The organism is Bradyrhizobium sp. SZCCHNRI3052 (genome assembly GCF_032484895.1).
Taxonomy (GTDB): domain Bacteria; phylum Pseudomonadota; class Alphaproteobacteria; order Rhizobiales; family Xanthobacteraceae; genus Bradyrhizobium.
On sequence record NZ_JAUETW010000001.1, the window covers coordinates 793,022 to 819,654 of the forward strand.

Annotated in this window: 27 protein-coding genes; 13 read left to right on the plus strand and 14 right to left on the minus strand. The window is 65.9% G+C overall.

The features are described 5' to 3' along the window. Nucleotides 1–3: 3 nt before the first annotated feature. Nucleotides 4–1,203, minus strand: coding sequence for a UbiH/UbiF family hydroxylase (locus QW887_RS03750; protein ID WP_316185048.1), 1,200 nt, complete (start codon nt 1,201–1,203; stop codon nt 4–6). A 118-nt stretch (nt 1,204–1,321) separates the two neighbouring features. Between QW887_RS03750 and pcsA the strand changes: the two genes are divergently transcribed. The 3 genes from pcsA to QW887_RS03765 all read left to right on the plus strand — a co-directional run bounded on the left by pcsA (nt 1,322) and on the right by QW887_RS03765 (nt 3,940). Next, entirely contained in the window at nt 1,322–2,056 is a 735-nt protein-coding gene (gene pcsA / locus QW887_RS03755; protein WP_316167936.1) for a phosphatidylcholine synthase, read from the plus strand. Beyond that, on the plus strand, nt 2,053–2,781 hold the full coding sequence (locus tag QW887_RS03760) for a TerC family protein (protein WP_315828489.1): 729 nt from the start codon (nt 2,053–2,055) through the stop codon (nt 2,779–2,781). Before pcsA ends, QW887_RS03760 begins: the two co-directional genes overlap by 4 nt. Before the next feature lie 184 nt (nt 2,782–2,965). Continuing rightward, a complete protein-coding gene (locus QW887_RS03765) occupies nt 2,966–3,940 on the plus strand; it encodes a quinone oxidoreductase (RefSeq protein ID WP_315751589.1) in 975 nt (324 codons plus the stop codon). Here QW887_RS03765 and QW887_RS03770 read toward each other — a convergent pair. The 3 genes from QW887_RS03770 to QW887_RS03780 all read right to left on the minus strand — a co-directional run bounded on the left by QW887_RS03770 (nt 3,930) and on the right by QW887_RS03780 (nt 6,613). After that, nucleotides 3,930–4,718, minus strand: coding sequence for a hypothetical protein (locus tag QW887_RS03770; RefSeq protein WP_316175421.1), 789 nt, complete (start codon nt 4,716–4,718; stop codon nt 3,930–3,932). The genes QW887_RS03765 and QW887_RS03770 overlap by 11 nt on opposite strands. 122 nt (nt 4,719–4,840) lie before the next feature. Then, nucleotides 4,841–5,119: a hypothetical protein gene (locus QW887_RS03775; RefSeq protein WP_316175419.1), complete on the minus strand. Its 279-nt coding sequence runs from the start codon at nt 5,117–5,119 to the stop codon at nt 4,841–4,843. Nucleotides 5,120–5,416: 297 nt separating this feature from the next. Further along, complete coding sequence (locus QW887_RS03780) at nt 5,417–6,613, minus strand: acetylornithine transaminase (protein WP_316175417.1); 1,197 nt, start codon at nt 6,611–6,613, stop codon at nt 5,417–5,419. Between the two features lie 419 nt (nt 6,614–7,032). Here QW887_RS03780 and QW887_RS03785 point away from each other — a divergent pair, with 419 nt between their 5' ends. Next, on the plus strand, nt 7,033–8,154 hold the full coding sequence (locus QW887_RS03785) for a DUF2336 domain-containing protein (RefSeq protein WP_315828491.1): 1,122 nt from the start codon (nt 7,033–7,035) through the stop codon (nt 8,152–8,154). A 91-nt stretch (nt 8,155–8,245) separates the two neighbouring features. On the opposite strand, the gene rimO is transcribed toward QW887_RS03785, so the two are convergent. Then, on the minus strand, nt 8,246–9,571 hold the full coding sequence (gene rimO / locus QW887_RS03790; RefSeq protein ID WP_316175415.1) for a 30S ribosomal protein S12 methylthiotransferase RimO: 1,326 nt from the start codon (nt 9,569–9,571) through the stop codon (nt 8,246–8,248). Between the two features lie 113 nt (nt 9,572–9,684). On the opposite strand from rimO, the gene QW887_RS03795 reads away from it, so the two are divergent. The 5 genes from QW887_RS03795 to QW887_RS03815 all read left to right on the plus strand — a co-directional run bounded on the left by QW887_RS03795 (nt 9,685) and on the right by QW887_RS03815 (nt 15,474). Next, nucleotides 9,685–10,275: an ANTAR domain-containing response regulator gene (locus QW887_RS03795; protein WP_008965342.1), complete on the plus strand. Its 591-nt coding sequence runs from the start codon at nt 9,685–9,687 to the stop codon at nt 10,273–10,275. Beyond that, the gene (locus QW887_RS03800) at nt 10,272–11,426 is read left to right on the plus strand and encodes a CmpA/NrtA family ABC transporter substrate-binding protein (protein ID WP_316175413.1); all 1,155 of its coding nucleotides are present in this window, start codon (nt 10,272–10,274) and stop codon (nt 11,424–11,426) included. Before QW887_RS03795 ends, QW887_RS03800 begins: the two co-directional genes overlap by 4 nt. Nucleotides 11,427–11,774: 348 nt before the next feature. Beyond that, nucleotides 11,775–13,568 (plus strand): NirA family protein, encoded by a 1,794-nt coding sequence (locus tag QW887_RS03805; RefSeq protein ID WP_316175412.1) that lies wholly within the window; start codon nt 11,775–11,777, stop codon nt 13,566–13,568. Beyond that, nucleotides 13,565–15,166 (plus strand): sulfite reductase subunit alpha, encoded by a 1,602-nt coding sequence (locus QW887_RS03810; protein WP_315711982.1) that lies wholly within the window; start codon nt 13,565–13,567, stop codon nt 15,164–15,166. The genes QW887_RS03805 and QW887_RS03810 overlap by 4 nt, the downstream gene beginning before the upstream one ends. A gap of 158 nt (nt 15,167–15,324) precedes the next feature. Beyond that, complete coding sequence (locus tag QW887_RS03815) at nt 15,325–15,474, plus strand: hypothetical protein (RefSeq protein WP_315711980.1); 150 nt, start codon at nt 15,325–15,327, stop codon at nt 15,472–15,474. Between the two features lie 6 nt (nt 15,475–15,480). Here QW887_RS03815 and QW887_RS03820 read toward each other — a convergent pair whose 3' ends face one another. The 3 genes from QW887_RS03820 to pxpB are packed head-to-tail and all read right to left on the minus strand — an operon-like array spanning nt 15,481 to nt 18,061. Beyond that, nucleotides 15,481–16,248: a 5-oxoprolinase subunit PxpA gene (locus QW887_RS03820; protein WP_315711978.1), complete on the minus strand. Its 768-nt coding sequence runs from the start codon at nt 16,246–16,248 to the stop codon at nt 15,481–15,483. Between the two features lie 50 nt (nt 16,249–16,298). Beyond that, nucleotides 16,299–17,333 carry a biotin-dependent carboxyltransferase family protein gene (locus tag QW887_RS03825; RefSeq protein ID WP_315711977.1) on the minus strand — a complete coding sequence of 345 codons (1,035 nt, stop codon included), beginning with the start codon at nt 17,331–17,333 and terminating at the stop codon, nt 16,299–16,301. After that, nucleotides 17,330–18,061: a 5-oxoprolinase subunit PxpB gene (pxpB, locus tag QW887_RS03830; RefSeq protein WP_315711976.1), complete on the minus strand. Its 732-nt coding sequence runs from the start codon at nt 18,059–18,061 to the stop codon at nt 17,330–17,332. Before pxpB ends, QW887_RS03825 begins: the two co-directional genes overlap by 4 nt. Nucleotides 18,062–18,308: 247 nt before the next feature. On the opposite strand from pxpB, the gene QW887_RS03835 reads away from it, so the two are divergent. Continuing rightward, the gene (locus QW887_RS03835) at nt 18,309–19,007 is read left to right on the plus strand and encodes a ribonuclease activity regulator RraA (protein WP_257164758.1); all 699 of its coding nucleotides are present in this window, start codon (nt 18,309–18,311) and stop codon (nt 19,005–19,007) included. Between the two features lie 48 nt (nt 19,008–19,055). Next, entirely contained in the window at nt 19,056–19,463 is a 408-nt protein-coding gene (locus QW887_RS03840) for a cupin domain-containing protein (RefSeq protein WP_008965351.1), read from the plus strand. A 77-nt stretch (nt 19,464–19,540) separates the two neighbouring features. Here the strand turns inward: QW887_RS03840 and QW887_RS03845 are convergent, their stop codons facing one another. Next, the gene (locus tag QW887_RS03845; RefSeq protein ID WP_315711973.1) at nt 19,541–20,413 is read right to left on the minus strand and encodes a DUF2147 domain-containing protein; all 873 of its coding nucleotides are present in this window, start codon (nt 20,411–20,413) and stop codon (nt 19,541–19,543) included. A 91-nt stretch (nt 20,414–20,504) separates the two neighbouring features. After that, nucleotides 20,505–20,981 (minus strand): Lrp/AsnC family transcriptional regulator, encoded by a 477-nt coding sequence (locus QW887_RS03850; RefSeq protein WP_315711971.1) that lies wholly within the window; start codon nt 20,979–20,981, stop codon nt 20,505–20,507. Between the two features lie 145 nt (nt 20,982–21,126). Between QW887_RS03850 and QW887_RS03855 the strand changes: the two genes are divergently transcribed. After that, nucleotides 21,127–22,146 carry a 1-aminocyclopropane-1-carboxylate deaminase gene (locus QW887_RS03855; RefSeq protein ID WP_315711969.1) on the plus strand — a complete coding sequence of 340 codons (1,020 nt, stop codon included), beginning with the start codon at nt 21,127–21,129 and terminating at the stop codon, nt 22,144–22,146. Between the two features lie 908 nt (nt 22,147–23,054). Here QW887_RS03855 and QW887_RS03860 read toward each other — a convergent pair. Next, nucleotides 23,055–23,447, minus strand: coding sequence for a hypothetical protein (locus tag QW887_RS03860; RefSeq protein ID WP_315712623.1), 393 nt, complete (start codon nt 23,445–23,447; stop codon nt 23,055–23,057). Between the two features lie 72 nt (nt 23,448–23,519). After that, nucleotides 23,520–24,311: a transporter substrate-binding domain-containing protein gene (locus QW887_RS03865; protein ID WP_315711968.1), complete on the minus strand. Its 792-nt coding sequence runs from the start codon at nt 24,309–24,311 to the stop codon at nt 23,520–23,522. A gap of 84 nt (nt 24,312–24,395) precedes the next feature. On the opposite strand from QW887_RS03865, the gene QW887_RS03870 reads away from it, so the two are divergent. Next, the gene (locus tag QW887_RS03870; protein ID WP_315711967.1) at nt 24,396–24,911 is read left to right on the plus strand and encodes a DUF1993 domain-containing protein; all 516 of its coding nucleotides are present in this window, start codon (nt 24,396–24,398) and stop codon (nt 24,909–24,911) included. A 124-nt stretch (nt 24,912–25,035) separates the two neighbouring features. Here QW887_RS03870 and QW887_RS03875 read toward each other — a convergent pair whose 3' ends face one another. Continuing rightward, the gene (locus tag QW887_RS03875) at nt 25,036–25,422 is read right to left on the minus strand and encodes a hypothetical protein (RefSeq protein WP_315711965.1); all 387 of its coding nucleotides are present in this window, start codon (nt 25,420–25,422) and stop codon (nt 25,036–25,038) included. Nucleotides 25,423–25,615: 193 nt separating this feature from the next. Next, entirely contained in the window at nt 25,616–26,614 is a 999-nt protein-coding gene (locus QW887_RS03880; RefSeq protein WP_315711963.1) for a hydroxyacid dehydrogenase, read from the minus strand. Nucleotides 26,615–26,633 lie beyond the last annotated feature (19 nt).

Below are 26,633 nucleotides of genomic sequence, written 5' to 3' on the forward strand. Positions count from 1 at the left end.
TGGTCAACCGGCCCTGCGCGTGGCTCTCCATGACGGCGCCAGACCCTCGCGCATCGCGAGCCGCCGCAGCGGACCGATGCCACTCATCAGGTGCATGCCGACGGCGCGCAGCGACTGCATCGGCAGGAGATCGCTGAGCAGCGAGCGGTTGGCGACGTCGATGGCGAAGGTGCGGCTCAGGATGTCGGCGCGGCGCGCCGCACCGTAGCGCGCGAGCACCTGCGGCGCACCGATATCCTCGCCGGCCGCATTGGCCTTGCGCACGACATCGGCGATGTCGATGCCGTCGCGCAGGCCGAGGTTCAGTCCCTGCGCACCGATCGGCGGCACCACATGCGCGGCCTCGCCGACCAGGGCGATGCGGTTTTGCGCGTAGCGCAGGGGCCGCTCGATCGCGAGCGGAAACACATGGCGGCCCGGCTCGACGCGAACGCGTCCGAAGATCGAATGCGACTGCCGCTCGGCGGCGGCGGACAGGGCATCGTCGTCGAGCGCGAACAGCCGGTCGGCCTCCTTCGGGGCTGCGACCCAGACGACGCTGGAGCGGTCGCCCGGCAGCGGCACGAACACGCAGGGTCCCTGCGGCGTGTGGAATTCCGTCGACACGTTGTGATGCGGCCGCGCATGGGTGATGTTGAAGGTCAGCGCCGACTGCTGCAGCGTGCGCCGGCTCACGCCGATGCCGGCGGCCTCGCGGCACAGCGAATGCCGGCCATCGGCGCCGACCACGAGCCGCGCCGTCAGCACGCGGCCCGATGCGCTGGTGACGGTCACCGCATCGGCATCGCTGCGCACGCTGTCCGCATCCTCGGCGATCCGCACCAGGCCGTCGATCTCGCCGGCGCGTTGTTCCAGCGCCTCGACCAGGACGGCATTGGCGATGTTGTAGCCGAACACGTCGAGACCGATCTCGTCGGCGACGAAGCGCACCTCCGGGGCTCGGATCAGCCGGCCGGTATCGTCGACCAGCCGCATCGCCTTCAGGCCGGCGGCGCGGTCACGACACGATGACCAGACGCCGATCTCGTCGAGGAAATCGACCGAGCCGCCGAGCAGGGCGGTGGTGCGGTTGTCGGCATATGGAGCCTTGCGGGCCACGAGCGCCGTCCGCGCCCCGGTCTGCGACAATGCAATCGCGGCGGCGAGCCCGGCGGGTCCGCCGCCGACGACGATGACATCAAAGCTGGCGTCTGTGTTGCTCATCCGGGAACATTTGACGTTCCTGCAGGGCTTTTTCAAGAGTATTGCGTGAGCCTGCGCGGCGCATGGCCGCAACGGCGGATATGCAATTGGCTCAGATTCCTGATAGCACTGGCGCCGCATGGATCAGTTGAGACCAGAGAGCAGGGTGGCCGCAACGCCCGCGCATCGTGCCGCGGCGTTCTCGGTGCACGTCTTCACCGCGCTCGGTGCCGGTGTCGCGCTGCTCGCGATGCTCGAGGCCGTGCGCGAGCATTGGACTGCGATGTTCTGGTGGCTCGGCGTCGCGCTCATCATCGACGGCGTCGACGGGCCGCTGGCGCGCCGGCTCGACGTCGTCCATGTACAGCCGGACTGGTCGGGCGACGTGCTCGATCTCGTGGTGGATTTCACGACCTATGTGTTCGTGCCGGCCTACGCCATCACCGCCAGCGGGATGCTGCTGCCGCTCGCCGCGCCGGTCATCGGCGTCGGCATCGCCGTCACCGGCGCACTGTATTTCGCCGATCGCCGCATGAAGAGCGACGACAATCATTTTCGCGGGTTTCCGGGACTCTGGAACATCGCGGCATTCTACCTGTTCCTGCTGCATCCCTCGCCATCGTTGGCGACCTTGGGTCTCGCGGTCCTGATCGCGCTGACCTTCGTCCCGTTCCATGTCATCCACCCGGTGCGCGTCGAGCGGCTGCGCTGGCTGACGCTGCCGCTGGTCGCGCTCTGGGGCGTCCTGGTCATCGACGTGCTGGGAAACAACTTCGCCGTGGGCCCGATCGTAACGACGCTGTTGTGCGCGATCGCCCTCTACATCGTCGCGAGCGACTCCGCGATCCGCCTGTTGAGATCCTTGAAAGCATGATCGACCTTCTGACCAGTCCCGAAGCGTGGGCCGCGCTGCTCACCCTGACCGCCCTCGAGATCGTTCTCGGCATCGACAACGTCATCTTCCTGTCGGTGATCACCTCGCGCATCCCGCAGCCGCAGGCGACACGCGCCCGCCAGATCGGGCTGGCGTTGGCCTTGATCTTCCGCATCCTGCTGCTCAGCGTGCTGGTCTGGCTGATCGGGCTGACGCAGCCGGTGTTTACGATCGGTGGCCTCGGCTTCTCCTGGCGCGACATCATCCTGATCGCCGGCGGCCTGTTCCTGATCGCCAAGGCCACGCACGAGATCCATGCCGAGGTCGAGGCGCGTGAGGGGGAGGAGGGGTCGCAGGGCGGCGGCGCCAACAAGTTCTTCTGGGTGATTCTGCAGATCATCGTCATCGATCTCGTGTTCTCGCTGGACTCGATCATCACCGCGATCGGCATGGCCCAGGATCTCGAGATCATGATCGCCGCCGTCATCATCGCGGTCGTCATCATGTACGTGTCCTCGGGACCCGTCGCGCGTTTCGTGGCAAACCATCCGACCACCAAGATGCTGGCGCTCGCCTTCCTGGTGCTGATCGGCGTCGCGCTGGTCGCCGACGGCTTCGAGTTCCACATCCCGCGCGGCTACATCTACTTCGCGATCGTCTTTGCGCTGGCAGTCGAAGCCTTCAACGTGATGGCCTCGCGCAACCGCAGGAAGCGCAACGCCTGACAGGCGCCGAGTTGACAAGGCCGTCGTGATCGCCTTCGCTTTTGCCGCCGGCAGCGCCCGATGCGCGGCCGGAGGTCGGCTCCTTCAACGGAGCCGGATGTCGATGAGAATCAGGTAAGTGTCGAAGGTTCTTTCGCCGGATTCCCGGAGGCGGCGATGGAGAGTCCGAAGGGGAGATGGCGGGATGGTCAAGGCGGTGCGCGTGCACAAGGTGGGAGGCCCCGAAGCGCTCGTCTATGAGCCGGTTGATCTCGTCGCGCCCGGCCCCGGCGAGGTCCGCATCCGCCAGCACGCGATCGGCCTCAACTTCATCGACGTGTACTATCGCACCGGACTGTACAAGGCGCCCGGCCTGCCGTTCATCGCCGGCAACGAGGCGGCCGGCGAGGTGATCGCCGTGGGGCCGGGCGTCACGCATTTCCATCCCGGCGACCGCGTCGCGTATTATGAGAACCTCGGCGGCTATGCCACCGAGCGCAACATCGGCTGGCAGCGGCTGGTCAAGCTGCCCGACCACATCACCTATGAGCAGGGCGCGGTGCTGATGCTCAAGGGGCTGACGGTCTGGTACCTGCTGCACAAGACCTTCAAGGTCGAGCCGCACCATCGCGTCCTGATCCACGCCGCCGCGGGCGGCATCGGCCTGCTGGCCTGCCAGTGGGCGCGCGCGCTCGGCGCGCACGTCATCGGCACCGTCGGCTCCACGGCGAAGGCGGATCTGGCGCTGGCCAATGGCTGCGACCACGTCATCCTCTACAACGAGGAGGACTTCGTCGCGCGGGTCAAGCAGATCAGCCGCGGCGAATTGTGCGACGTGGTCTATGACGGCGTCGGCAAGTCGACCTTCCCCGGCTCCTTGTCCTGCCTGAAGCCGCGCGGTCTGTTCGTTAGCTTCGGCAATGCCTCGGGTCCGGTGCCGCCATTCTCGATCGCCGAGCTCAACAGTCACGGCTCTCTATTCGCGACCCGGCCGAAGCTCAACGACTACATCGGCAAACGGTCCGAGCTGCTGGAGGGCGCCGACACGCTGTTCTCGGCGGTGATCAGCGGCAAGCTGCACGTGCAGATCAATCACGCCTATGCGCTCAAGGATGCGGGCCGGGCGCACGCCGATCTCGAAAGCCGCGTCACGACCGGGGCCTCGATCCTCAAGCCATAGGAGATTGGCGACCTGGCTCTGCCTCTGGAACCTCGTCCCGGATCGAAGCGTCACCCGCCGCCCGGCTCCAGAGCACCGCGTCCGTCTGCGCTGCCGTCGTCGACGCCACGATCCGCGCCGGCGCGAGGCTGTCTTGTCCGTCGCGCCAGGCGCGCTCGCGCTCGGGGGCGTCGAGCGCCAGAACGAGACCCTGGTTGAGCTCATAGAGGCCAGAGGCGAGCCCCGCAGCACCGAGCGCGTCCCTGAGCGAATCCTGCACCAGGGCGCGCAGCGCGACGTGTGGCGCCGAGACCGGCACGTCGACCTCGCGGCCGGCCATGGCCTGCGCGCAGGCGCGCCGGTCGAACGAGGCATGGCCGCGGCAGGCGAGCGGACGCGCGGGATGGATGATGCAGCCGCCGCGCACGACGAATGGGCAAGGCTGGCGCAGCTTCATTCGCTCGGTCTCGCTCAAGCCACGCGTCGCGCGGTTGGCGAGCTTGATCCGGCGTGACAGCGAGCCGAGCGCGGTTGCCGGCATGCGCTGATCGATCTGCCGGGCGTAGCGCGCGAGCAGGAAGATCTCCGGTGCCGTCGCGGTCACGCGCAGCGCGCAACAGGAGGGGCAGCCCTTGGCGCAGGCGAGGGTGGGCAGATGCGCCGTCTGGGCATCGATGTTGGCTTCGAACAGATCGAAGGCGCGGTCGGCGAGCATGTCTGCCAGATTCTGCGAGGCCAGCCCGGACGCCAGCAGCGCGTTGAAGACCCGTCGCAGTTCGTTGAAAGCCGCTTCGCTCAATGTTGTCCTCCGACGCGCGCACGGACCAAAACGCCAGCGACCGCGGCGCACCCGGCGCACCGCGGTCGACAGGGATGAGGCAGAGAGGACGCCCGCGGCCTCATCCGGAGGGGGAGCCGACGTCAGGCAGCAACGCCCTTCAGGATCGCCTCGAAACAGGGGCGGGGGATGCGGAAGAAGCCGCGGCCGCCGGCGAAGGTCTGATAATGCGGACGCGCCATGTCGAGCAGGCGCTCATACCATTCATTGGCGGTCAGGCTGGCGGGCTTCTCGCCGATCGAGTTGATGTCCGAGTTCGGGAAGAAGCGAACGTGGATCAGCACCTCTTCGGTCGCGGCCAGGGCGATGTGGCTGCCGCTGTCTTCGACCGGCAACGCCCGAGCCAGATTGTCTCTCGCCATTCTTGCATCTCCTCTATCGTGCCGACCTCGTTGTCGGCGGATGATCATCAGCTTGGTCCCGGCAAGCCTCTTCCTCCGAGCTGATCACATCCCGTACACGCTATATCAGAATAGATATAACGTAAGTCATCGGATCGCAGGTGTTTGGCGCGATCAGGATCGTTGTTCAGAGGGACGGCTGTCCTTGATCCAGGTCAAATGGCGGCGAGCCCGACCTCGATGTTTGTGCCCCATCTGTAGGCAGCGGGACGCAGGCTTCGCGTATGGCACGGAGTCTGCGTCCCGAACGGCATTCGATCAGGCGACGCAGCGCGCGGCGCCGACTTTGGTCAGGATTCCGTCCAGCGTGTCGATCATCGCCGCGATGTCATCGCGCGTCACATTGAGGGCCGGCATGAAGCGCAGCGCATCCGGACGCGGCGCGTTCAGCAGCAGGCCGAGCTCGAAGGCATGCGCGACGATCGCCGGCGCGATCGGCCTGATCACGTCGAGCGCAAGCAACAGACCACGGCCGCGCACTTCGCCCAGGCCGTGCCTTGCCGAGATTCGCTGCAACTCGCTCTCCAGATAGATCCCGTTGTCCGTGACAGCCTTCAGAAACTCCGGCTTCTCGATGACGTCGAGCACGGCGAGTCCCGCCGCACACATCAGCGGATTGCCGTTGAAGGTACCGCCCTGATCGCCATGCTCGAAGCAAGACGCCGCTTCGGTCGCCAGCAGGGCAGCGAGCGGAACGCCGCCGCCGATGCCCTTGCCCAAGGTCATGATGTCCGGGAGGACGTCGGCGTGCTCATAGCCGAACAGCTTTCCGGTGCGGCCCATGCCGGTCTGGATCTCGTCGACGATCAGCAGCAGCCCGTGCCTGGTGGTCAGCGCCCGCAACTGCTGCAGGAACCTGTCGGTCGCGGGCCACACGCCGGCCTCGCCCTGGATCGGCTCGAGCATGATCGCCACCGTCTTGTCGGAGATCAGGGCCTCGACCGAGGCGATGTCGTTCAGGCGTGCCTTTGGAAAGCCCGGGACCTTGGGCTCGAACAGCGGCTCGAACGCCTTCTTGCCAGAAGCCGACATCGTCGCCAGCGTGCGGCCGTGGAAGCCGCCCTCGAAGGTGATGATCTCATACGCGCCATTCTTGCGCAGAGCGCCGTATTTGCGCGCGAGCTTGATGGCGCCTTCATTGGCTTCGGCGCCCGAATTGGTGAAGAACACCTGGTCGAAGCGCGAGCGGTCGACGAGCGCCTTGGCGAACTGCAGGCTGGTGTCGTTGAAATAGGCTGGGCTCGGCGTGATCAGGCGCGCCGCCTGGCTGGCGAGCGCGCTGGCCAGCTCCGGCGGCGCATGGCCGAGCGAGTTCACGGCCCAGCCCTGGATGAAGTCCAGATAGCGCTTGCCGTTGTCGTCCCATAGCCACGAGCCCTTGCCCTGAACGAAGACGGTGCGCGGACGCACCGTGATCTCCATCAGAGCGTCGTAGGGATGGGAGGCGGTCAGCATGTGCAATCTCCTGTGCTCAGGGGTGAAACGGTGGGCCAAAAGCGAGAAGGCCGCTCCTTTGCGGGAGCGGCCTTCTCGAAAACCTGGAGCTGATGAGCTAGCTGATCAGCAACGTCTTCGGACATGGCGCGCCCCGGCATCGTCACGGCGGTGACGACGGCAAACTGCGGCGCGGCGGTTGGTCCGGTTGAAGATCATGCGGCGGCCATACAGGCAAATCGCAACCGGTGTCAAGATGCCGGCCTGCAGGCTGCAATACGGGCCGCCACTCCGGGAAGCGGCGAGGGAAGCGCCGGCCGGTGCGAAGGCCGCACGATCCAATCTCGGCTCTCGCGCTTTAGTGACAACTTTACCAAACATTTAGCGGCTGCGTTTACTTTGCCGGCCAGCTTGAAAATGCAAGCGGCTCAGGATGAGCGATGTCGAACCCCCATCTCACGATCGCCGAAGAAGTGCAGGCGGCCATAGCCACCGGCTCAGCCGACCGCTGTTCCGGCGTGGCCGAGCGGGTCGCCTCCCTGTTCGTCGCCTCCGCCGGCAGCCTGGATATCGAGCAGCACGCGCTGTTTGCCGACGTCTTCGAGCGTCTCGTCAACACCATCGAGCTGCGCGCGCTGGCCGACGTCGGTGCCCGGATCGCACTCGCCGAACTCAGCGCCCAGCTTGCCCCGATCCCGCAGGCGCCGGCTGGCGTGATCCGGCGGCTGGCTCATCATGACGACATCGCCGTCGCGGGGCCGGTGCTTTCGGAATCGCCGCGGCTGAGCAGCGAGGATCTGATCGAGATCGCGCAGACGCGCAGCGAGAAGCACCTGGTGGCGATCGCCGGGCGCTGGTGGCTGCAGGAGATCGTCACCGATGCGCTGCTCGCGCGACGCTATCCGAGCGTGAGCCGGCAACTGATGAAGAATCCCGGGGCGCGGGTGTCTCCCGCCGGATTTGCCGCCATCGTGGCGCAAGCGGCTGGAGATGCGGAGCTCACGGTCGCGGCCGGCATCCGCGCCGATCTGCCGGCAGCCTTGCGCAGGACCCTGTTGCAGCGCGCGACGGAGGCGGTGAGGGTGCGCCTGCTCGCCTCGGCGCCGCCGCATCTCTACGAGGAAATCCGCAGCGCCATTTCAGCGGCCACGCTCGACGCTGAGCGCGAGTTGTCACGAAACCGCGACGGCGGCAGCGCCAAGGCGGCGATCGGCCAACTCAAACAGGGCGGAAAGCTCACCGAGGCCGAGTTGCTCGAATTTGCCCGCCAGCGGCGCTACGGCGAGACGATCGCGGCCATCGCGGAGCTCGCGAAGTGCAGTATCGAGCTGGTACGGCCGCTGATGCAGAGCCTGCGCAGCGACGGCATTCTCGTGCCGTGCAAGGCCGCTGGACTGAGCTGGGTCACGGTTGCCGCGATCCTCGATAGCCGGTTCGTTTCAGGTGCAACGCCTCCCGACGAGCTGACCAAGCTCAAGAACAAATATCTCGAACTGAAGCAGGACGAGGCGCTTCGCCTGCTGAATCTCTGGTCGGTTCGCACCACGGGCTCCTCGCACTGAGGGGCGGTCCGCAGGTCCAGGACTCATTTACACGCCCGTCTGCGATTCCCCCGAGTTCCCGGCGGGTGGCCCGAGACGCGAGAGAGCCGCGCTAGAACCCAGCAACTGTGCCGTGCAGGTCGTATTCGTCGGCACGCTCGATCTTGACCGTGACGATCTCGCCGACACGCAGCGGCCGCCGGCTGGACAGATAAACGGCGCCATCGATGTCGGGGGCATCAGCCTTGGTGCGGCCCTTGGCGACGCTTGGCCCGACCTCGTCGATGATCACCTGCTGACGCGTTCCAACCTTGCGCTTGAGCCGGCGTGCCGAGATCTTCTGCTGGCGAGCCATCAGGGCGTCCCAGCGCTCCTGCTTGACCGCGTCCGGGACCTGGTCGGGTAGGGCGTTGGAGGTCGCGCCGGCCACAGGCTCGTATTTGAAGCATCCGAGCCGATCGATCTCGGCCTCATCCAGCCAGTCCAGCAGATAGGCGAAATCGGCGTCCGTCTCTCCGGGGAAGCCGACGATGAAGGTCGAGCGCAGCGCAAGTTCGGGGCAGGTGGTCCGCCACGCCTTGATCCGGTCCAGCGTCTTGTCCTGCGCCGCCGGGCGGCGCATCGCCTTCAGGACGTTCGGGCTGGCATGCTGGAACGGGATGTCGAGATAAGGCAATATTTTACCGTTAGCCATGAGGCCGATCACCTCGTCGACATGCGGGTAGGGGTAGACGTAATGCAGCCGGACCCAGGCGCCGAGCTCGCCGAGCTCGCGCGCCAGATCGAGGAAGCGAGCCCGGACGCTGCGGTCCTTCCAGGCGCTTTCGGCATATTTCAGGTCCAGCCCATAGGCCGAGGTGTCCTGCGAAATGACCAGGAGCTCCTTGACCCCGGCTGCGACCAGCCGCTCGGCCTCGCGCAGCACGTCGGCTGCGGGGCGCGACACCAGATCGCCACGCAGCTTCGGGATGATGCAGAAGGTGCAGCGGTTGTTGCAACCTTCGGAGATCTTCAGATAGGCGTAGTGCCGGGGCGTGAGCTTGATGCCCTGCGGAGGAACCAGGTCGAGGTGAGGGTTGTGCGCAGGCGGCGATGCGCGGTGGACGGCGTCCAGCACACTCTCGTACTGCTGCGGGCCGGTGATCGACAGCACGCCGGGATAGGCCTGCTCGATCTGCTCCGGCTCGGCGCCCATGCAGCCGGTCACGATGACCTTGCCGTTCTCGGCCATGGCCGAGCCGATCGCCGACAGGGATTCCTGCTTGGCGCTGTCCAGGAACCCGCAGGTGTTGACGATGACGACGTCGGCGCCGTCATGCTTCCGGGCAAGCTCGTAGCCCTCGGCGCGAAGGCGCGTGATGATGCGCTCGGAATCGACCAAAGCCTTGGGACATCCGAGCGAAACAAAGCTGATCTTGGGCGCCGAACCCTGCTGCATCTTGGAACTGCCTGATGAGATAGGCGTCAGCTAGTCCGAATTGCCCAGAAAGACAAGGCTTTGACGCGGCCACGTCCATGCTATGGGTGAGGGCCCGGACAACCTGGTGATCGATGAGCGCCGAGCAATCGCCTAAAATCGTGATCGTCGACGAAAGCCCGATCCGCGCAGCCATCCTCGAGGAAGGCTTGCGGGAAGCGGGCTTTACCGGCGTCGTGCATGTCAGCGAGATGCAGGGTCTCCTGGCGCGCATCTATGCCCTGGATCCGGACGTCATCGTCATCGACCTGGAGAACCCGAGCCGCGACGTGCTGGAGCAGATGTTCCAGGTCAGTCGCGCCGTCCGCCGGCCGATCGCGATGTTCGTGGACCAGAGCGACGCGGCTTCGATCCAGGCCTCGGTGGAGGCGGGCGTCTCCGCCTACATCGTCGACGGCCTGAAGAAGGAGCGGATCAAGCCGATCCTCGATCTCTGCATCTCCCGCTTCAATGCGTTCTCCAAGCTTCAGGACGAGCTCGAGCGCACCAAGTCCGCGCTCGAAGACCGCAAGGTGATCGACCGCGCCAAGGGCATTCTGATGAAGATGAAGGGCTTCACCGAAGAGGAAGCCTATGTGCTGTTGCGCTCCACGGCGATGCGCGAAAAGAAGAAGATCGGCGAGATCGCGCAATCGATCCTGACCGCCTCGGAGATGTTGAAATGACCGGCCCGCTTCGCATTGGCTTCATCCCGCTGGTCGATGCCGCCGCGCTGATCGTCGCCGCCGACAACGGATTCACCGCGGCTGAAGGTCTCGATGTCACGCTGGTCCGCGAAGTGTCATGGTCGAACGTGCGCGACAAGCTCAACATCGGCCTGTTCCACGCGGCGCATCTGCTGGCTCCCGTCGCCATTGCGTCGAGCCTGGGCATCGGCCATGTCAAGGTGCCGATCGTGGCTCCCTTCAATCTCGGAGTGAATGGCAACGCGATCACCGTGACGCCAGCGCTGCATGCGGCGATCATGGCCCACCTCGAGGGGGATCGTTTCGACCCGATGGCGACGGCGCTGGCGCTGGCGCGCGTCGTCGCTGAACGGCGCAAGGCCGGCGCCGAGCCGCTGACGTTCGGCATGACGTTTCCGTTCTCGACCCACAACTATCAGTTGCGGTTCTGGATGGCCGCAGGCGGTGTCGACCCCGATGAGGACGTCCGTCTCGTGGTGCTGCCGCCGCCCTACATGGTGGAGAGCATCGCCAACGGTCACGTCGACGCGTTCTGCGTCGGAGCACCGTGGAACTCGATCGCGGTCGATCTCGGCATCGGCCATATTCTCCACTTCGTGTCTGACGTGCTGGTGCGCGCGGCCGAAAAGGTGCTGGCGGTCAGGCAGAGCTGGGCTGACAAGAATCCGGACGCCCTCGCCGGCCTGGTCCGCGCCTGCGCCAAGGCCGCCGAATTCATCGAGCAGAACCACGCAGAAGCCGCGCGTATCCTAGCCCAGCCGGAGCGGATCGGCGTCGATGCGGAGGTGCTCCAGCGCACGCTGGACGGCCGCCTCAAAATCTCGCCGGACGGCACCTTCCGCGAAAGCTCGCGCTATCTGCTGGTGGGCCGGGAAGAGGCGGGACGGCCCGAGAAGATCCAGGCGGCCTGGCTCTATGCCCAGATGGTGCGGTGGGGCCAGACTCCCCTCAGCACTGAAGCCCTGGGCACCGCCATGGGCGTGTTCCGGCCGGACATCTACGACGCGGCGATGGGCACGGCCGCGGTCGGCACGGATGGCGCCATCGGCGCCTTCGCCGGTCCGCCTTTCGCGGCGGACGACGTGATCGGCCACCTCAAGGCCTTCAAGATCGGCCGCTGGACGGCCTGAGGTCTTCCACTCAGTACTCAATTTGGGCAACTCGCTCCGCCGATCAAATTTTGGGCGGAGTGCCCGCATTTGAGGGCTTGAGCCTTGCCAGCGCGGGTTCGCCGATTCGAGCAGCCCTCTGAATTCTCTTACATTTCCTGCTTGTCCCGGCTGGCACGCAATTTGAATATTGCAGTGCAGTCAGCCGCCACAGATGCCGCTGACTGCAGTCCATTACCGGATTTCCGCAGCAACGAAGCTGGTCGGATCGCTCATTTGAACCGCCCCCCCATCGGCCGTTCGACGACGCGATCCTCGTCCCATCCGCAAACGCCATTCGTCCTGGCCGCTGGAGCTTCGTCCGCCATCATGAAAATCGAACCCTTGTCAGTCGACTTCAACGACGAGCAGAAGCGCTACCTTGAGGGGTTGGCCGCCGGCCTCAAGGTCACGCTGGCCGGCCGCGGGCAGGCTGCTGCCGCGACGACGATTGCCGAGCCGACCGGGCCTGACGCCATTCACATCAAGGCGCAGGACAAGGTCATCGCATCCGGGCGCAAGCTCGCCGACCAGGAGAAGGTCAAGCGCGAGCTGCACCCGTTCGATGCCTATGAGCGGCTGAAGGAGCAGGCCCGCAGCAATGCTGCGCCGTCCGCGGCGGACAATTTCCGCTGGCGCTATTACGGCCTGTTTCATGTCGCGCCGGCGCAGGACTCCTACATGTGCCGCCTGCGCATTCCCAACGGCGTGATGAAGCATTGGCAGCTCGCGGGGCTTGCCGACCTCGCCGACCGGCTCTGCGGTCCCTATGGCCACGTCACGACGCGCGCCAATCTGCAGCTACGCGAGATCCCGCCCAAGCATGCCGTGATGCTGCTGGAAGGTCTGTCGGATCTCGGCCTGACGGCGCGCGGCTCCGGCGCCGACAACATCCGTAACGTGACGGGAACGCCGACCGCCGGCATCGATCCGCAGGAGCTGCTGGACACGCGTCCTTTCGCGCGCGAATGGCACTTCCACATCCTCAACGACCGCTCGCTCTACGGCCTGCCGCGCAAGTTCAATGTCGCCTTCGACGGCGCCGGTCGGATCGCGGCGTTGGAGGACACCAACGACATCGCGTTCTCGGCGGTCGAGGTGAAGGACGGATTCGGCGTTGCGCCGGGCGTGTGGTTCAAGCTCGGCCTCGGCGGCATCACCGGACACAAGGATTTCGCCAAGCCGACAGGAATCATCGTCGAGCCGGAGCGGGCGACCGAGGTGGCCGACGCCATCGTGCGGCTGTTCATCGAGACCGGCGACCGCACCAATCGCCTCAAGGCGCGGCTCAAATACGTGCTCGACAGCATGGGCCACGACAAATTCATGGAAGCCGTTGAAACAAGGCTCGGCCGCAAGCTGGCGCGCGTCCCCGACGAGGCGCTCGAGCCGCGTCCCGATTCGGACCGGATGGCCCATATCGGCGTGCACCAGCAGAAGCAGCAGGGGCTGAACTGGATCGGCGTCGTGCTGCCGCTGGGCAAGCTGACCACGGATCAGATGCGTGCGCTCGCCAAGGTCGCTGCGGATCTCGGCGACGGCGAGATCCGGCTCACGGTCTGGCAGAACCTGCTGCTCTCGGGCGTTCCCGACGACAAGGTCGCGCTGGCCTGCGCCGCAGTCGAGCAGATCGGACTGTCGGTCAAGGCCTCGCACATCCGCGCCGGACTGATCGCCTGCACCGGCAACGCCGGCTGCAAGTTCGCAGCATCCAACACCAAGAAACATGCGGCCGAGATCGGCGACTGGTGCGAGAGCAGGGTGGACGTCGACACGCCGCTGAACATCCATCTCACCGGCTGTCATCACTCCTGCGCCCAGCACTACATCAGCGACATCGGCATGATCGCGGCAAAGGTGCCGGTTGGTGACGGCGATGAAACGGTCGAAGGCTATCATCTGTTCGCCGGCGGCGGCTTCGGCCCGCAGGCCGACATCGGCCGCGAGGTCTATCGTGACCTCAAGGCGGCGGATGCGCCTGTAACCGTCGAGAAGCTGCTCAAGGCCTATCTCGCCCATCGCGCCTCGCCCGAGGAGACCTTCCTGTCGTTCGCACGTCGTCACGACGGCGAAACGCTGCGCAATCTCGCCGAAGCCCAGATTTCGTCGGAGGTCTCAGCATGAACCAGATCACGCCCATGTCCAAGATCGAGATCATTCCTCCGACGGCGCCATTTTCCGAGGCGCAGCGCTCGTGGCTCAACGGTTTCCTGGCCGGAGCGTTCGGTCTCGGCGGCGCGACGGCATTGTCGCCGGCGCAGAACGGCGCCGTGCTCGCGCCCGCGGGCGACGGTGATGACGACGAGGCGCCATGGCACGATCAGACCATGCCGATCGGCGAGCGCATGAAGCTCGCCGAGGGCCGTCCGCTGCGCCGGCGCATGATGGCGGCCATGGCACAACAGGACTGCGGCCAATGCGGCTACAATTGCAGCGACTATTCGGATGCGATTGCCGATCGCAGCGAGGCGCGGCTCAACCTGTGCGTCCCCGGCGGCAAGGAAACCGCGCGGATGCTCAAGGCGCTCTACGAGGAGATCGACAAGGCTCCGGCCGCGGCCAAGCCCGCTGCGGCTGCGCCGGCCACGGTCTCCGTCGTCGTCAGCGAGCCCGGTCGCTCGCGCGACAATCCGGTCGAGGCGACGTTCCTGTCGCGGCGCCTGCTCAACAAGCCGGGCTCGGAGAAGGAGACCTGGCACATTGAGTTCGATCTCGGAGAGAGCGGGCTCGACTACGTCGTCGGTGATTCCTTCGGCATCTTCGCCAAGAACGATCTCGGCCTCGTCGATCAGATCATCGCATTGCTCGGCGCCTCGCACATGACCGAGGTGAACGGCAAGCCGCTGCGGCAGTGCCTGCTCGAGGACGTCTCGCTGGCGCCGGCGCCGGATTCGCTGTTCGAGCTGATCTCCTTCATCACCGGCGGCGCGACCCGCGAGAAGGCGCGGCAGCTGGCGCAGGGCGAGGATCCCGATGGCGACGCGGCGACGCTCGATGTGATGGCGGTGCTGCAGAAGTTCTCCGGCGTCCGGCCGCATCCCGAGGCCTTCGTCGAGGCGCTGGAGCCGCTGCAGCCGCGGCTCTACTCGATCTCGTCGTCGCACAATGCCACGCCCGGCAAGCTGTCGCTGACGGTCGACTGCGTCCGCTACGTCGTTGGCAAGCGCAAGCGGCTGGGACTTGCCTCGACCTTCCTGGCCGAGCGGATCAATCCCGGCGACAAGCTGCGCGTCTATGTGCAGAAGGCGCATGGCTTCGCGCTGCCGGCCGATCCGAAGACGCCGATCATCATGGTCGGCCCCGGCACCGGCGTTGCGCCGTTCCGCGCGTTCCTGCACGACCGCAGGGCGACCGGCGCACCGGGCAAGAACTGGTTGTTCTTCGGCCATCAGCGTAGCGACTGCGACTTCTTCTACGCCGACGAGCTCAACGCCATGAAGACCGCCGGCCTCTTGACGCGGCTGTCGCTGGCGTGGTCGCGCGACGGCGACAAGAAATTCTACGTCCAGGACCGCATGCGCGAGGTCGGCCGCGAGGTGTGGACCTGGCTCGCCGACGGCGCCCATCTCTACATCTGCGGCGACGCCAAGCGCATGGCCAAGGACGTCGAGCGCGCCCTGGTCGACATCGTCGCCCAGTTCGGCGCGCGTTCGACGGACGAGGCGGTGAGTTTCGTCGCGGACCTCAAGAAGAAGGGCCGGTTCCAGCTCGACGTCTACTGAGCTGGAACCGGCGGAGAATATTCTCGGTCGCAACATCGGCCGAGAATTTTTTGGTTCCAAGCGGACCCGAAACAGGGGGCTTGTCGTTATTTCGCCGGTTGCCTTGCACCCGGCCGCGGGAACGCTTTTCTCATGGCCGGAACTTCAGGAGACCGGCCATGCGCACGATATCGACGCCCCTGCGACAGATGCCCCAGGCCCGCGCCATTCGCGAACGCGGCGCAACCGTCGCGCTGGTTGCCTTCTACAGCGCGATGGCGCTGATTGCCGCGATCACCCTGGGCACGTCTTTCACGCATCCGTTCTGATTCTCATCACCTCTTGAACGGCGCGACCGTGATGGCGGCCGCGTCGAGCGCCTTGCGGACCTCCCGCGCAATCTCGACCGCGCCGGCGGTGTCGCCATGGATGCAGACGGTGTCGGTCCGCATCTTCATCACCTTGCCAGTCACCGAAATCACCGCGCCGTCCTGAACCATGCGCACCACACGATCGGCGATGACCTTGGGATCGTGCAGCACGGCGCCGGGCTTGCTGCGCGACACCAGGAGTCCATCGTCGCCATAGGCGCGATCGGCAAACACCTCGTGAGCCATCCTCAGATTGGCCTTCTCGCCAGCGGTCACCAGCTTGGAGTTGGCGAGCACGACGAAGATCAGGCTCGGATCGACGGCCTTGATCGCCTTGGCGATGGCGTTCGCCGTCATGTCGTCCTCGCAGGCGACATTGGACAGCGCGCCGTGTGCCTTCACATGCGTAACCTTGTGACCGGCCGCGGTGGCGATCGCCTGCAGGGCGCCGATCTGATAGGCAACGAGGTTCTCGATCTCCGATGATTTCAGCCCCGGCATCGGACGCCGACCGAAACCATGCAGATCGCGATAGCCGGGATGCGCGCCGACGCTGACGCCTTTGGCCTTCGCCATCTCGACCGTTCGCCGCATGATGTCAGCGTCACCGGCATGAAAGCCGCAGGCGACGTTGACCGATGTCGCCAGCTCGATCATGGCGGCGTCATTGCCCATTTCCCACGGGCCAAAACTCTCTCCGAGGTCGCAGTTCAGATCGACGGTGCTGGTCATGTCAGGGTCCGCTCGTTGATGGGTCCGAAGCAACGTGAGATGTGATCAAACTAATCGGGAGTGACTCCGGGCCAGGTGGTGGCGTCGGTTGCGCTGACGGCATGACCGGCCACATTGGCCGTGAACAGCGCATCGACGTTGAAGTCGCTGCTCGCAAGCTCGGTGACGCGGCCGGGCAAGCTGCGCAGCAGATCCTTGTAACGACGCAGTTCGGCCTGCGCCTCGGCCATGCTCACGGCCTTGAAGCGGAATGGCGTGCCGGCCGGCGTCTGCGCCAGGCGGCCGAAATCGGCCGTGATGACGGTCGCGATCTTCGGATAGCCGCCGCTGGTGCCGCGGTCCGACATCAGCACGATCGGCGAACCGTTGCCGGGCACCTGGATGCTGCCGTCCACGGTGCCGTCCGAGACGATGTTGTGACCGTGCAGGTGGCGCATCTGCGGCCCCTCGAGGCGATAGCCCATGCGGTCGCTGGTCGCCGAGACCATCCAGTCGCTGCCGAGGAATAGCGCTTTCATCTCGTCGCTGAACTCGTCGTCCTGCGGTCCCATGACGACGCGAATCGCGCCGCCGGCTTTCGGCAGATCGATCCGCAGTTCCGGCGCATCGCCGGCGGGGGCGACTTCGAACACGTCGCCGGCCTGAAGCGGGCGGGGGTAGGGGCTGCCGAGCCCGGCGCGCGCATTCACCGAGAGACTGTTGAACATCGGTTCGCCGGCGATGCCACCGGCGATGGCGAGATAGGTGAACGAGCCGCCGCGCGCAAAGCCGAGCGTGAGCTGCTCTCCGTCGTTCAGCGTCACCGACGTGTTGATCTCGACCTGCCGCTTGGCGACATCCGCCAGCCGTTGCGCGCCGGCGAGCGCCACGCGCACCGCGCCGCCCTTCGCCGCGAACGTCGCGCCGAATGGGCCGATCTCGATCGCAGCCGCCATCAGCTCATTGCCGACGAGGCTGTTGGCTGCCGCCAGCGCCAGCTTGTCCATCGCGCCGGACGGCGTCAGCCCGTAGCGCTGCGCGCCGAAACGCCCGCCATCCTGGACCGAGCTTGCCGGGCCGATCTGTGAGACGACGAGCGTGCTCATGCGGCGATCCGCTCGGCGATGAGCTCGCCGCTCTCGGCGGCGCGCTCCTGCTCGGCGAAGGTCTTGACGTCAACGGCATAGAAGCTGACCTCGTCGCCGGGCTCGAGCAGAAAGGTCGGCTCGCGATGCAGTTGAAATGTCCGCATCGCGGTGCGGCCAAGCAGGTGCCAGCCGCACGGGCCGGCAAGGCATTGGATGCCGGTCTGGATGCCGCCGATGGCGATGATGCCGGCCGGTGTCCAGAGCCGCGGATTCTGGCGGCGCGACATCTGCAGCGTGGGATCGAGACCGGACAAATAGGACCAGCCCGGCGTGAAGCCGATCATTGCGACGCGATAAGTGCTGGCGATATGGCGTGCGACGACTTCGTCCGGCGTGAGGCTCAACGCCTTGGCGACATCCTCGAGGTCGATGCCATTCTCTCCGCCATAGCAGACTGGAACCCGCCAGCGCCTGACCTCACTTTCCGGCGCGAGCGACCCGGCCGACAGCGCCAACAGCTTTGCTCCAAGGGTGTCGTGGTCGATCACACCTGCATCATAGTGCACGAGCAGCGAGCGATAGGTCGGCACCGTCTCCGTGATGCCCTCGATCCCGGCCGCTGCCACCGCATGGTCGAGCGCCAGGACGCGGCGGTTTGCGGTCTCGTCGATCGTCCGGCTGAACTCGACGGTGACGGCGCTGTCGCCGCTGGGCAGCAGGCGAGGAGGTGGAAAAGGATCGGCCATGAGTCCGAAGTGATCCGCGTTGGTGTTCCTCATCTAGCTGTTTTCATGCGCCAGTGGAATTGGGTCCAAGGCAAAAAGTCTCGAAAATTCAATAAATTAATCGGATGTCTTGCGATAAGGAGGCCTTATCGGGTGCACGCAAGCCCCGCATGCGCCGGACGCACCGCGCACGCCCTTGACGCCGCCTTCGTCGCTCGCAAGATGCGCCTGCTTTTTCTGCCAGCCCGTTTGGAGCACCAGTCTCAAGATGTCCCTCACTCCCGAAGCCATCGCCACCCTGTCTCAAGTCACCACTGCGACCATCACGACGGTCCTGCTGAAGAAGGGGTTGCGCAATGTCTGGCTGCGCGGCGCCAAGCCGCTGCGCCCGGGACAGAAGCGGCTGGTCGGTCCCGCTTTCACGCTGCGCTTCGTGCCGGCGCGCGAGGATCTGGCGACCCCGGAATCCTGGTCGTCGCCGATCTCGACCCGCACCGCGATCGAGGCCATGCCCGAAGGCTGCATCGCCGTGGTCGATGCGATGGGCGTCAAGGACGCCGGCATCTTCGGCGACATTCTGTGCGCCCGCATGGTCAAGCGCGGCGTCACCGCGCTGATCACCGACGGAGTCGTGCGCGACCTCGAAGGCGTGCTCGGCACCGGCCTTCCCGTATGGTGTGATGGCTACGCCGCGCCGCCGTCGGTCGCAGGGCTCACCTTCGTCGGCTGGGGCGAGGCGATCGGCTGCGGCGGTGTTGCCGTGTTTCCGAACGACGTCATCGTCGCCGACCAGGATGGCGCCGTGCTGATCCCGCAGGCGATGCTCGATCACGTGCTCGCGGAAGGTCCCGAGCAGGAGCGCATGGAAGCCTGGATCGTTGACGAGGTGAACAAGGGCGCGGTGCTGCCGGGTCTCTATCCGATGAACGCCGAGACCAAGGCGCGCTACGCCGCGTCGAAGAAGTAGTTCACGGCGCCGATTGATCAACGACACAGCTTCAGGAAAGGCAGAACAATGGTCGACGTTTATCTCGCGGGCTCGCGCCCCACGCGCCGCGCAGCCGCGGAAAGCTTTACGGGCACGGTCTGGCAGGACCCGATCATCACGCCGCAGGCTCCAGCCCGCGTCGCCTCGGCGCGCGTCGCGTTCGAGCCGGGCGCGCGCACGGCCTGGCATACTCATCCGCTCGGACAGACGCTCTATGTCATCCAGGGCGTCGGCCGGGTGCAGGCCAAGGGCGGGCCGGTGCGCGAAATCAAGGCCGGCGACGTCGTCTGGATCCCGCCGGGCGAGAAGCATTGGCATGGCGCCGCGCCGACCACCGGCATGGTCCACGTCGCGATGCATGAATCGCTCAATGGCGAGCACGTGACCTGGATGGAGCACGTCACCGACGAGGAATACGCCACCCCGGTCGGCTGATACATCACTGAGAACGGTGCGAGCGCGCGGTCGCAGGGCCGCGCGCTTTGCGTTTGGAGGCGCGTCGCGCGCCGGGCTCAGTTCACCCGCGTCCAGGTCTGGCCGCCGCAGAACATGCCGCCGAAGGCGCAGCCCTGCACGCGCAGACTGTCCGACCCCTTCAGCGCGATCGTCGAATCGTAGGTGCTGCCGCTGTTCGGATCGAAGATGCGGCCGGTCCACTTCTTCTCCTGGGCCTTGTCGCTCGGCCGCATGTTGATCAGGATCTGCTCGCCGTTCTGCTTGGTCTTCGCATCCACGGCGTAGCCGCAGAGATTGGTGCCGCAGGGCTCGATGCGAATCTGGCCCTCCTTCTCCTCGGTCACCCAGATGCCGACCGGCGAGCTGGGATCGCGACCGGCGGTCTGCGCCGCGGCGGGCGGCGCAGCTGCCGTGGTCACGGCAGGCGTCTGGGCTGGCCGCGGTGGCGGCGGCGCGGCGGCGGGAGCCGGCGCGGCAGCAGGAGCCGCAGCGGCCGTTGCAGCGGCTGGCGGCGCAACCGGTGCCGTGGCGTTGGCGGCTGGGGCCACCGGAGGTGGCGGCAGCGGCGCCGGTGGCGCGGCCGCCTGGACGGGAGGAGGCGCCGCCGGCGGGCTCGCTGGTGCGGCTGCCGTCGGAGCGGGCGCCGCAGGGACGGGAGCAGGGGGCGCGGTCGTAGCCGGAGCCTGCGCGGGCGGGGCCGGCGTGACCGCCGCCTCGGTGGGCGCCGGAGGCGGCTTGGTCGCATTGTCCTGGTCGCGCTTGGTGCGCTTGGTCTTCTTCTGCTCGGTATTGTCGTAGACGCCGGGGATCTGCACGGTGCCGCGGTCGGGATCGATGCGGATCGTCTTGCCGCCATACTCGATGACGTATTGCGCCTCGGCGGCACTGCTGGCCAGAACCAAAGCCGCGACGGCCAACAGCCTCTTCATCCGTGTCTCCGCGATGTCGGTTGCTGATGTGAGCGAGCTCACGCGCTGGTAAGTCGCCGATGCGGCGCCACCGGTTCAATGCCCGGCCTGCTCAGAAATCGAGCGGCGCATTGTCGACCACCTCCTTCATCACGAAAAACGTGCGCGTCTGCCGCACGCCCGGCAGCGAGATCAGCTGGTCGCCATGCATCCGGTTGAAGTCGTGCATGTCGCGAACGCGGATCTTCAGGAAGAAGTCGAAATCGCCGGCGACGAGATGGCAATCGAGCACGAATTTCAGTTTGCGGATCGCCGCCTCGAAGGTGCGAAAGCTCTCCGGCGTCGAGCGATCGAGCACGACGCCGACCAGCACCAGCGCGCTGCGCTCGACCTTCTCCGGCGCGATCTGGGCGCGCACGCCCTTGATGTAGCCCTCCTCGAACAGGCGCTGGGTGCGGCGATGGCAGGTGGCCGGACTGACATGAACGGTGGCGGCAAGCTCGGCATTGCTCATCCGGCCGTCCTTCTGCAGCAGTTGCAGGATGCGCCGATCGACCCGGTCGAGATCAGCGGTGGAAGATTCTCTCATTTTTTCCGTCATGTGCGGACATATCTCTTGCCGGTATCAATTCTTGCGGACGTGAGCACAAAAACGCAGGCCAATAAAGAGAGCACCTTTCTCCGCCTTTTTCGTATGTTTCGGCCGGCCCTTTCATCCACCCACGGAGAGACCCGTGCTTCGGCTCGACAAGTTCAAGAAGTATCCGCTCACCTTCGGTGCCACCCCGATCGAGCATCTGCCGCGGCTGACCGCGGCGCTCGGCGGCAAGGTGCAGATCTATGCCAAGCGCGACGACTGCAATTCCGGTCTCGCGATGGGCGGCAACAAGCTGCGCAAGCTCGAATACATCGTGCCCGATGCGATCGAATCGAATGCCGACACCCTGGTCTCGATCGGCGGCGTGCAGTCGAACCATACCCGCATGGTGGCGGCGACCGCGGCCAAGATCGGCATGAAGTGCGTCGTCGTGCAGGAGAGCTGGGTGCCGCACGAGGACGCCGTCTATGACCGGGTCGGCAACATCCTGATGACGCGCCTGATGGGCGCCGACAGCCGCATCGTCGAGGACGGTTTCGACATCGGCATCCGCAAGAGCTGGGAAGATGCGATCCAGTCGGTCAAGGATGCCGGCGGCAAGCCCTACGGCATTCCGGCCGGCGCCTCCGTGCACAAGTTCGGCGGTCTCGGCTATGTCGGCTTCGCCGAGGAGGTGAGGGCGCAGGAAGCCGAGATGGGCATCAAGTTCGACTACATCATCGTCTGCGTCGTCACCGGCTCGACCCAGGCCGGCATGATCGTCGGCTTCGCTGCCGACGGCCGCGCCGACCGCGTCATCGGCATTGACGCCTCCGGCACGCCGCAGCAGACCCGCAGCCAGGTGCGGCAGATCGTCGACAACACCGCTGAGCTCGTCGAGCTCGGCCGCAAGGTCCGCGACGACGAGATCGTGATCCTCAACGACTACGCCTATCCGGCCTATGGCGTGCCGAGCGCCGAGACCAACGAGGCCATTCGCCTGGCCGCCCGCACCGAGGCGATGATCACCGACCCGGTCTATGAGGGCAAGTCGATGCAGGGCATGATCGACCTGGTCAAGAAGGGCTACTTCCCGGAAGGGTCGAAGGTGCTCTATGCGCATCTCGGCGGCGCCCCGGCGATCAACGGCTACAGCTACACGTATCGCAACGGGTGAGGGCGGCTTCATCGTCCCTCGCAGCGTCGCGGTGAGCCGGGCTCCCACGCCACACTCCGCTGTCGTCCCGGCCTCCGAGCCGGGACTCATAAGCACCGGCCGTGGTGTCGTCGCGAGCCATCCACACATGACGCCGTCATTCCGGGGCGCGCGCAGCGCGAGCCCGGAATCCATAACCACACGTGGACGTGTTGGGCACGCCGGCTGCTCCATCTCGTTCCAACAAAGTCCGCTTCGGAGTATGGATTCCGGGCTCCGCTGCGCGCGCCCGGAATGACAGCGAGTGTGCTGACAGACTTTCGCTTGCATGACATCGCTACACATGAGCTGGCGTTCTCGCGACGCATGGCGTCCGAGTGATCCATCAGTCGAACCCTCTCAATCAGAAGAGGGCGCAGGGAATGCCGGGTGAGGGCCTCACCCATGGCCCGCCTGCGAAAAAAATGCAGGCGGCAGGTACCACAGGTGCTGCCGATCAACCGGCATTCCCTGCGCGACGGTCTTAACGCTTATACGCAGTCTCCCTGGTGCGCCGGGCTTGTTGGCCACCATGGTCCGCGCGGCGCGTTAGCGCCGCCGCGAACGTGACACCAGCGTCGGGGTGTCAGGACCCTGCGACTTCACGTCCGCAAGCTGCCGTTCGTCCGCGTGCAAGCACGCTTTCGGCATCTCGCGGCCATCGCCTCCCCACCTCGCGTGTCGTGACGATTGCGCGCGACGCCCCTCTTCGATGAGGCGGGATGGCGGCAGTGAACCATATTTTTCTGAAAAACGAAAGTCGAATATTTTTCGCCCGGGGACTGGACAGGGGTCTTCCTACTGAAATTGCGAAAGAACATTTTGTTTCGGCGCAGCTCTTCCTTGCGGGTTCTCCTCAGGTGCCGGCAGACGGCAGCGACTTCCAGGGACTATGCACTCGGCAAATCGAGGCCGTCAGGCAGCCTGATCCACAGGACGGTTTGCGCGTCCGCGGAGTGACGCGACAGATGACCCTTTCCGTGCGTGTCCTCCACCAGCACAAACTCGCCTGCGGAGACGCGCCGCACCTCGCCGTCGCTCGTCTCGTATTCGACCGCCCCGCTCAGTCTGACGGTCAACACCCGCCCCGGAACGGTGTGCCAGTCAACCTGGCGCATACCGGCGGGGATCTGCGTAAACTCGACGCTTGAGGCGATATAGCGCTTGGAAACTTGAAACGGCTTGGCGCCGGGGGCGACGGTCACAGCCGCCGCCGTCGGGATATCCACTTCACCGAAGCGGGACTCGCCGTCGGGCGTTGCGTAGATCCGAAGACACTTCATCGCATGTCGTCCTTTGCTGGCGGGCCAGAAGATCATCCGGTCATCATTGCCCGACGGAAGACCGCGGACATGTTACTCGAACCAATTCTTGTAGATCGCCTGGTAGCTGCCGTTCTCGGTCGAGATATGCAGCCACTGGTCCACGAACGCTTTGAGCGCCACGTCGCGCTGCAGCCAGTAGGCTTTCTCGGAGAAATCGAACGGCTTCTCCGGGTGCACGGCGCAGAGCACGCCGGGATGCAGCTTCTGCTGATAGCGCGTCTCGGAGGCGTCGGTCATCATCAGGTCGGCGTCGCCCTTGGCGATCTCGTCGAAGATGGTGACGTTGTCGGGGTGGACGCGGATGTCGGCTGACTTGATGTTGGCGCGGGCGAAGCGCTCGTTGGTGCCGCCCGGATTGACCACGACCCGGGTGCCGGGCTTGTCGATGTCGGACAGCGTCTGGTACTTCGAGGTGTCGGTGCAGCGCGCGATCGGGGTCTTGCCCTCGCGCATGATCGGCGTCGAGAACAAGCCCTTCTTCTGGCGGTCGAGCGTGATCGATACGCCGCCCATCGCGACGTCGAACTTGTCGGCCTCGAAATCCTTCATGAGCTGCGGCCAGCTCGTCGGCACGAACTCGACCTTGACGCCGAGCGCCTTGCCGAGCGCCTCGGCCATGTCGACGTCGAAGCCGGAGAATTTTCCGGTCGCCTTGTCGAGATAGGTGAAGGGCTTGTAGTCGCCGGTCATTCCGACCCGTAAGCTGCCGCGCTGCACGATCTCGTCGAGGCGCGAGGGCTGGTCGGCGAGTGCGGCAGTGGCGAGACCGCAGGCCAGCACGGCTGCGGTCACGGCGGCGACGGTCCGGTTGAAAAATCCCATATTGAATCACCTCGCATGATGTGGCCGCGCTATTCATAGCGGAGGTCGCCACGCGCGACGAGGGGCAAGCAGGAAGGTTGGTTGATGAGCATTTCCTTGGTGCAGGCGTCGGTCGAGGTGTTCGTGCCTTATCTTCACAACCTCTCGGGGGTGCTCGACAAGGCCGCTGCCTTTGCCGAGGCGCGCCGCATCGATCCGGCCGACCTGCTGCAGGCCCGGCTGGCGCCTGACATGTACAACCTGATCCGGCAGGTCTGCGAAGCCAACCGCCACGCCACCATTGCTTGCGCGCTGCTCGCCGGCCGCGCGCAGCCGACCGTTGCCGACAGCGACACGGATATGGCCGGGTTGAAGGCGCGGATTGCAACCGCGATCGACGATGTGCGCAGCGTGCCACCTGCGGCGATCGAGGAGGGCGCGAAGCGGGAGGTCAGCTTCACCTTCCGCAACGGTGCGACGCGCGGCTTCGACGATGGCCGCTCATTGCTGCTCACGTTCAGCCTGCCGCAGTTCTTCTTTCACGTCACCACGGCCTACGACATCCTGCGTCACGCCGGCGTGCCGCTGGCGAAGCCGGACTATCTGGGCGCGCGGAGGTAGGCGCTTCCGGGGCGGAACGGCAGGCGGCCTCGAGGTCCACAAAATACGAATGGCCAGGATGGAACCCGGCCATGGGATTTGGAGACATCGCAACGAAGACGGAGTGGTCCGGGCGGCCGGAGCGCTACCTCTCGCTGGGCGCAACCGGGCCCTTGCCGGTCATCTCGTTCTTCAGCGCCTCGAAGCGCTCGATCGCCTCTCGCGCGCGGGTGTCGACCGTCTTGACGGCAGCTTCGGCGGTCATCGGTCCGCTGCTCACGGCGATCGAGGTCGGCCCGACGGTCTCGTCGACATAGTAGCCGTCCTCGCCCCGCCGTGCCGTCCAGCGGAAGCGGATCGCGGAAATCGGCCCAGGTCCGAGCTTGGTGTAGCCGTCGGCCTGATCGAGAGAGACGACAGTCGCGGCAGCCTTCTTCGACGACGGCGCCGCCTTGTCTGCCGACCTCGTCGCTTCAGGCTGATCGAGAATGCTCGCTATCGTTGCGAGCGCGTGCTCGGTCGCAACACTCATGGCCGCCTCTGTTCCCACCGGCGCGCGCAAAATCCGGCGCCGATAGTCACAGTTGTAGCTGGATTTGGCCAAGTTGCAAGAATGCGTTGAAAGTTGGGCGCCAAAGCGGTGGAGAAAGGTCCTGACATCCGCGTGATGAGAGCGGGTCCTGCCTCGTCGCCGACGGGACAGGACCATTACATCGGCCGGACGACTACAAGACGTCCTGATTGATCACGTTCTGCCGAATCGGATCGCCATCGAGCACGCTGAGAATGTTGCGCGCCGTCTGCTCGCTCATGCGATCGACCGCCTCTCGCGTCACGCCGGCGACGTGCGGAGCCATGATCACGTTGGGCAGCGCATGCAGTGCGTGGCCGACCGGCGGCGGCTCCTGCTCGAACACGTCGAGGCCAGCGCCGGCGAGGCGGCCGGACACCAGTGCGTCGTACAGCGCGGCCTCGTCGATCAGGCCGCCGCGCGCGGTGTTGATCAGGTAGGCGGAAGGCTTCATCAGCCGCAGGCGCGCGGCGTTGAACAGGCCGATGGTCTCCGGGGTCTTCGGGCAGTGGATGCTGACGAAGTCGGCGCGCGGGAGCGCAGTGTCGAGATCGGCAACGGGCTCGCAGCCCGCGGCGGTGATGTCGGCTGCGGGCTTGTAGGGATCGTAGACCAGGACCTGCATCTCCATCGCGAGGCAGCGCTTGGCGGTGCGGGTGCCGATGCGGCCGAAGCCGATGATCAGCACGGTCTTGCCGTAGAGATCGAACGGCAGCACGCCGAGGCGCGCGCCCCAGGTGCCGTCCTTGACCATCGCATGCATCTCGTTGGCGCGCTTGGCCAGCGTCAGCATCATGAACAGCGCCTGCTCGGCAACCGAGGGCGAGTTCGCCGTGCCCGCGACCATCAGCGGCACCTTGTGCCTGGAGAGCGCGGGCACATCGACCGCGTCGAAGCCGACGCCGATTCGGGTGACGACTTTCATGTCGCCGGCCGCGATCAGCTCCGGCTCTCCGAAGCGCGTGGCGCCGAGCGCGACGCCGTGCACCGGCGCGTGGGACTTCAGCAGGTCGGAAAAATCCACCGCCGAGATCATGTTGGGGAACTCGATCATCTCGACATCATCGCGCGCCGCCAGCAGCGCGCGGCCCTTGGCCGAGAAGGATTCCGTGACGAGGATCTTGTTCTTGTTGGTTGCCGTCCTGGTGGTCATGTCCTGCCCTTGAAGCTTC